This is a genomic window from Micromonospora sp. NPDC004551 (assembly GCF_040609975.1).
Classification (GTDB): domain Bacteria; phylum Actinomycetota; class Actinomycetes; order Mycobacteriales; family Micromonosporaceae; genus Micromonospora.
This window is the reverse complement of record NZ_JBEXLM010000002.1, coordinates 38,122-44,658: the sequence shown is the minus strand read 5'-3', so window position 1 is coordinate 44,658 and position 6,537 is coordinate 38,122. Positions and strand designations below refer to the sequence as shown.

The following is a 6,537-nucleotide window of genomic DNA, read 5'->3' as shown; positions in this document are numbered from 1 at the left end:
ACCGGCGGCGCGGCGGGCGGCGGCCCGAGGACGGTCCCCGGCGCGGCGCTCCGGACGAGCGATTCGACCAGCGGTGGGTGCGCCCCGAGGCGGCGCGCGGCACGGCGCCGCACCGGCCGGTCTCCCCCGCTCCCGAGCCGGGCTGGATGCCGGAACCCGACGAGTACTCCCACCACGGGCCGCGATCGGGCCCGCCCGAGCAACGTCGCGCCCCGGCCGACGGCGGGGCCAACCCGCCCGCAGGCGGCCCCGGGGACCGGCGCGCGCCGGCGTTCGACGGCCGGCGGGACCGGGCGTTCGACGGCCGGCGCGATCCGGGGTTCGACGACCGCCGGGAGGCGGGGTTCGACGGCGGGCGCGTGGCGGCCTTCGACGGCCGGCGGGATCCGGGCTTCGACGGGCGGGCCGGTCGGCGGGAGGCCGACCCCGGGCGCCCGGTGGAGCGACGCGACCAGGACATGCCCCGGCGGGCGGAGCAGGGGTCCGCCGGCCGCCGCGACGCCGGGCCGTCCCGCCCGGACCGGTGGAACCAGGACTTCCGCCAGCCCGGCGACCCACGTTTCGACGGCCCACCGCGCGGTGGGGAGCCGAGCCGCGGGTTCGAGGGACCGCCGCGTGGCGAGCCGGGTCGGGGCTACGACGGCCCGCCGCGGCGGGAACCGGACCGGGGCTACGAGGGAGCACCGCGCCGGGAACCGGACCGCGGTTACGACGGACCGCCGCGCCGGGAGGCGGCTGCGCGGGCCGAGACGTACCGGGAGGCACCCGAGGCCGGGCGCCGGCCGGTCGACCCGTACCGCGCCGAGCCGGGCGGATACGGGGAGTCGCGGCCCGCCGCGTCCCGGCCGGACGAGCGCCGGGAGGGCCAGCGCCCCCAGGGCGACCGCACCCGCCCCCAGCACGGCGAATGGCCCGTTGTCGAGCGGCGACCGCGTACCGAGCCGGCCGCGTACGGGCCCGACGAGCGGCACCGCCCGCCGGTCGACCGGCCCGGCCCGGACGGCCGCCTCACCCGTCCGATGGACGAGGCGGCCCGCTACGACGGTCGCCGCCCCGAGCCGGGCACCCCGCGGCCGGAGGTCGCGGGTCCACGGCCCGATGTTTCCGGCCCGCGGCCGGACGTTGCTGGCCCACGGCCGGAGTCGGTTCGTCCCCGTCCCGAGCCGGTGGACGGCCGCCCGGAGCCGGTTCGTCCCCGCCCCGAGCCGGTGGACGGCCGCCCGGAGGTGGGCCGTGTCCGGTCCGAGGTCAACGGTCCGCGTTCCGAGTCGGTCGGGCCCCGGTCCGAGCCGGTCGGGCCGCATCCGGAGTTCCGGCCGAGGCCGGACGGGTGGCAGGGACGGCCGGGCGAGTCCGGGCCGGCCCGCCCGGGCGACGGCTGGCGACCGCCGGTCGAGCCGGCCGCGCGTACCCGCCCGGACGAGCTTCGGGACCGGCCGGCACGCCCCGACGAGGTCGGGCAGCAGCCCCAGTCCGGCGCGCGACCGGACCAGGGGCGCGAGGCCGCCGCGCCGGCCGCCCCGCCCCGCCCCGGGGAGCGGCAGGACCGGCCGATGGCGCCGCCTCCGCCGCGTCCCGACGATGCCCGCCAGCGGCCCCCTGCGCGGCCGGACGAGCCGCGTCAGCCTGCGCGGCCGGACGAGCTGCGTCCGCCGGCCATGCCGGTCGCAGGAACCCGGCCCGACGCCGTCCGGCGCCCACCCGTGGCGCCGGCGACCCGGCCGGACCCGCGCGAGGCGGCACCCACCTCGGGTGCGCCGCTGCCGGCGGCGCCGGTGTCCGGTGCGCCGCTGCCGGCGGCGCCGGTATCGGGTGCGCCGCAGCCGGCCGCGCCGGTGTCGCATGCGCCGCAGCCGGCCGCGCCGGTGTCCGGTGCGCCGCAGCCGGCCGCTCCGGTGTCGGGTGCGCCGGTCGCCAACGCGCCTGTATCCGGCATGCCGGTGTCGGGGACACCGGTGTCCGCGCCGCCGGTCTTCGGCGCGCCCGTGCCCGAGCGGCCGGTGTCCGGCACACCCGTGTCCGACCCACGGACCGCCGGGACGCCCGTCCCGGGGGCGCCCGCCGCCGGCGCGCCCACCTCCGGCGCACCCGTCTCGGGTCGGCCCACCGGCCCCGCTGACCGACCGGCGCCGGTCGACCGGTTCGACCGGCCGGCCGGACCGGCGGTGGGACCGTCCGCCTATCCCGCCGGGCAGGCGGCGGTGGACCGTCCCCGGGCCACCCCGCCGCAGCAGGCCGGCCCCGTCGAGGCGCCGGCAGCGGCCGCACCGGCCCCGGCCCGGCCCGCCCCACCGGCCTACCCCGGCGCCGGAGTCGTACCCCCGGAGCCCAGGCCGGCCGCGCCTGCCGAGAGGGACCGGCCGCGCAGCGCCGCCGGCCCTGCCGCACCCGCCGAGGCCGTCCGGCCGACGGGCGACGGCCGTGCCACCGGGCCGGCCGGCCCGGGTCTGCCGGCCGAGGGAGACCGGGTCTACGAGGCAGCCCCGGCCGACGGGCACGGCGCGCTCAGCGAGGTCACCGACCGGCCGGAGGATCAAGCAGCGGTCCGGCCGGCCGGACCGGCGGCCGGTGACGCGGACGCTTGGTTCGGACCGAACGAGCCGCTGTCGCCGGCCGTGTCGACGGAGGCGTCCGCCCCGACGCTCGACACCCCGGACGACGCCCCGGAACCCGACGGCACCGTGCCGACGTCGGAGCCGTCCCGTCCGGCGCCCGAGGCGCAGGTGGTGCCACGTCCAGAGGCGACCGCACCCGGCAGGGCGCCGTCCGCCCCTGCCCTCGACGTCGAGCCGACTCCCCGGTCCCCGAGAAAAAACGACGACGTCGAGGCGGAGGCGGAACGGCGTTCGCCCGAACCCGCCGCGCCGGCCCCGGTCGACCCGGGCCCCGCCGGCCGTGCGCCCGACGCCCGGCCCGTCTCCGGCCCGCCCAGGCCCGGGACCGACGTCCCGGCGCAGCCGGGACCGGCCACTGCCGGTCCGCTGTCCGACGCGGCCGGGTCTACCGCCACGGCCGCAGCACCGTCCACCGCCAGCGCCCCGGGGCGACCCGCTCCGGCGCCGTGGGCCCCACCGGCGGCCGGCCCCTCCGGCGCCACCGCGCGGCCCGCCGCAGAAACCGGTCCGGCCCAGGCCACACCCGTCTCGGCCGCGCCCACGCCGAACCGCGCCACGCCGGTCTCCGCACCGCCCGCACCAGGCCCCGCAGCGCCCGCCGCCGGCCCACCCGAGCCGTTCCCGGGCAGCCCGGTGTCCGGAGCGCCCGCGGCGCCCGCCTCCGGCCCACCGGCCCCGGGCAGCCCCCTGCCCGTGGCCCCCGAGCCAAGCCCCGCCGCGCCTGCCTCCGGCCCACCGGCCTCGGCCGATCCGGTGTCCGGAGCCCCTGCGCCCAACCTCGCCGCGCCGGTCCCCGGATCACCGACCCCGACCAACCCGGCATCCGGAACCTCCACGCCGAGCCCCGCCACGCCCGTCCCCGGATCACCGGCCAACCCGGTATCCGCAGCCCCCGGGCCGCACCCCGCCGCGTCCGGCTCCGAAGCACCGGCAGCCGGTTCGGCCGTGCCGGTCTCCGAGCCGCCCGTCCACGGCGTCCCGCACTCCGAGCCCACGCCCGCAACGCAGGGGTCGATCACCGCCGGGCGGCCCGCCGACGTCGAGACGCCCGCACAGGCCGCCGCCGGGAACGTGCCGGTCGCCCGGACGCCGCATTCGCCGGCCGGGGCCGACGCGCCGGCCGCGATGATCCAGGAGGGCAGGCCCGCCGCCGTCGGTCCGGCGCCGCGCGCACCGGAGCAGGCCGGGGTGCCGAAACGGACGGCGCCGGCGCCGGACGACGCCGCCGCGCCAACGGCCGCGTCGCACGGGACCGCCGCCACCCCGCGGGAGCCGACCACCACGACCAACCAGCCACGTCCCGTCACACCGGCACAGACACAGGAACCGGCACCGGCCACCACGGTCGGGGACGCACCATCCACGGCGGCAACGACCGGACCGTCCGGCGAGGAAGCGGCCGACCACGAGACGGCCGACCAGCACACGGCCGACCAGCACACGGCCGACCACGAGGCGATCGACCCGGACGCGGCCAGCCACGAGACGGCCGACCGCACAGTGGCCGAGGACGCCGGCAACGACGAGCAGGAGGCCCGCCCGGCGGACCCGGAGCAGGCCCTCGCCGCCGTCCGCTGGCGGCTGCATCCGGAGACCCTCCGTGAGGAGGCCCCCGATCCCGCGGCGCTGCGGCAGATCCGGGACGGCCTCACCGCCAAGCTCGCCGGCGCGGTGGACAACCGCAGCCGGGCCCGGTTGCTCAGCCTGCGCTCGGTGGCGTCCCGGGTTCTCGGCGAGTTCGACGACGCGCTGGCCGACGCGCGGCTCGCCCTCACGTACGCGGAGGCCACGGGCGAGTTGCGGCGGACCGCGCTGGCCCGGGCGCGGCTGGCCGAGGTGCTGCGCTGGCGGGGCGAGCACGCGGAGGCCGACCGGCTCTTCGCGGAGGCCAACTCACCGGAGCTGCCCGACCGGCTGCGCGCGTTGCTGCACGAGCACGCGGGCCGGTCCTGTTACGACCAGGGCCGGCTGACCGAGGCGTGCCTGCACTTCGAGCGGGCGCTGGACCTGCGGCAGGGTGAGGACGGTGAGCTGAACGCGCGGACCACGTTGGCGCTGGACGCGGTGGCCGAGCGGGCCGCGGTCGGCGGGTTCGGGCCGAAGCCGCGCAGCCGGGAGGAGCTGCTGGGCAGCGCGCAGCACCCGGTGCCGACGTTCGACGAGGACCAGGAGCTCTGGGGGTACGCGGACGCCGAGGGCGAGCTGGTGATCGCCCACCGGTACGCCGAGGTGCAGCCGTTCCGCGAGGGCCTGGCGTGGGTACGCCGCCCGGAGGCGTCCCGTTGGGCGCTGATCGACACGACCGGCGCGGCGCTGATCGAGGCGAACAACGGCTACCGGGCGGTGGGCTCGTTCTCCGAGGGGCTGGCCTGGGTGTCGATGGACGGCAAGGGCCGGTGGATGGCGGTCGACCCCACCAACATCGTGAAGATCCCGCCGGGCTACGAGGACGTCCGGCCGTTCCGGGGCGGCCTGGCGGCGGTCCGGCAGAACGGCGGTTGGGGCGCGGTGGATCGGACCGGCCAGGTGGTGGTGCCGACCCGCTACCACGGCCTCACCACCGCGCTGGCCGACGGCCGGCAGGTGGACGGCTTCACCGAGGACGGCCTGGCCGGGGTGGAGCTGGCCGGTCGCCGCGGTGTGGTGGACCGGACCGGGCGGGTGGTGGTCACGCCGGCGTACCCGGTGCTGGTGGTGCATCCGGTGGCGTTCCTGGTGGCCGACGAGTCGGGTCGGTGGGGCGCGCTGGACCGGCGGGGTGACCCGCTGATCGACCCGGTCCACCCGGATCGCGCCGGGGTGGTCGCGGAGATCGACCGGCTGCTCGCCGACGCCAGCCCGGTGCTCTGACGACGGCCGGGAGCGTCACACCCCGTCGCGCCGCACGCCGACCATGATCGGGCAGGGCTAGGGTCGAGGCATGGAATTCCGACACCTAGGCCGCTCGGGCCTGCTGGTCAGCGAGATCTCGTACGGCAACTGGATCACCCACGGGTCGCAGGTCGAGGAGGAGGCGGCGACCGCCTGCGTGCGGGCCGCCCTGGACACCGGCATCACCACCTTCGACACCGCCGACGTGTACGCCGGCACGAAGGCCGAGGAGGTGCTCGGCCGCGCGCTCAAGGGCGAGCGGCGCGAGGGGCTGGAGATCTTCACCAAGGTGTTCTGGCCGACCGGGCCGGGCCGCAACGACCGGGGCCTGTCCCGCAAGCACATCATGGAGTCGATCAACGGCTCGCTGCGCCGCCTGCAGACCGACTACGTCGACCTCTACCAGGCCCACCGCTACGACTACAGCACCCCGCTGGAGGAGACGATGGAGGCGTTCGCCGACATCGTGCACTCCGGCAAGGCGCACTACATCGGCGTCTCCGAGTGGAAGGCGTCGCAGATCCGGGCCGCGCACGCGCTCGCCCGCGAGCTGCGCATCCCGCTGGTCTCCAACCAGCCGCAGTACTCGATGCTGTGGCGGGTCATCGAGGCCGAGGTCATCCCCACCAGCGAGGAGCTGGGCGTCGGCCAGATCGTCTGGTCGCCGATGGCCCAGGGCGTGCTCTCCGGCAAGTACCTGCCGGGCCAGCCGCCGCCCGCCGGTTCCCGTGCCACCGACGAGAAGTCGGGCGCCGGTTTCATCGCCCGGTTCATGACCGACGAGGTGCTCACCCGGGTGCAGCGGCTCAAGCCCCTCGCCGAGCAGGCCGGTCTGAGCATGGCCCAGCTCGCCGTCGCGTGGGTGCTGCAGAACCCGAACATCTCCTCGGCGATCATCGGGGCGTCCCGGCCGGAGCAGGTGCACGACAACGTGAAGGCGGCGGGCGTGAAGCTCGACGCCGACCTGCTCAAGGCGATCGACGAGATCGTCGAGCCGGTCACCGAGCGGGACCCGGCGAAGACCGAGAGCCCGGCGCAGCGTCCGTGACGC

2 protein-coding genes are annotated in these 6,537 nt (G+C 78.5%); both read left to right on the top strand.

Annotated elements, in window-relative coordinates:
* Positions 1-3,560: 3,560 nt before the first annotated feature.
* Positions 3,561-5,465 carry a WG repeat-containing protein gene (locus tag ABZW14_RS04190; protein WP_355339534.1) on the top strand — a complete coding sequence of 635 codons (1,905 nt, stop codon included), beginning with the start codon at positions 3,561-3,563 and terminating at the stop codon, positions 5,463-5,465.
* 70 nt (positions 5,466-5,535) lie between these two features.
* Positions 5,536-6,534, top strand: a complete 999-nt coding sequence (locus ABZW14_RS04185) for an aldo/keto reductase family protein (RefSeq protein WP_355339531.1) — start codon at positions 5,536-5,538, stop codon at positions 6,532-6,534.
* Positions 6,535-6,537 lie beyond the last annotated feature (3 nt).

What these genes read in the sequence shown, in the direction of transcription:
- ABZW14_RS04185 (WP_355339531.1), top strand. Translation starts at nt 5,536, where the DNA reads ATGGAATTCCGACACCTAGGCCGCTCGGGCCTGCTGGTCAGCGAGATC.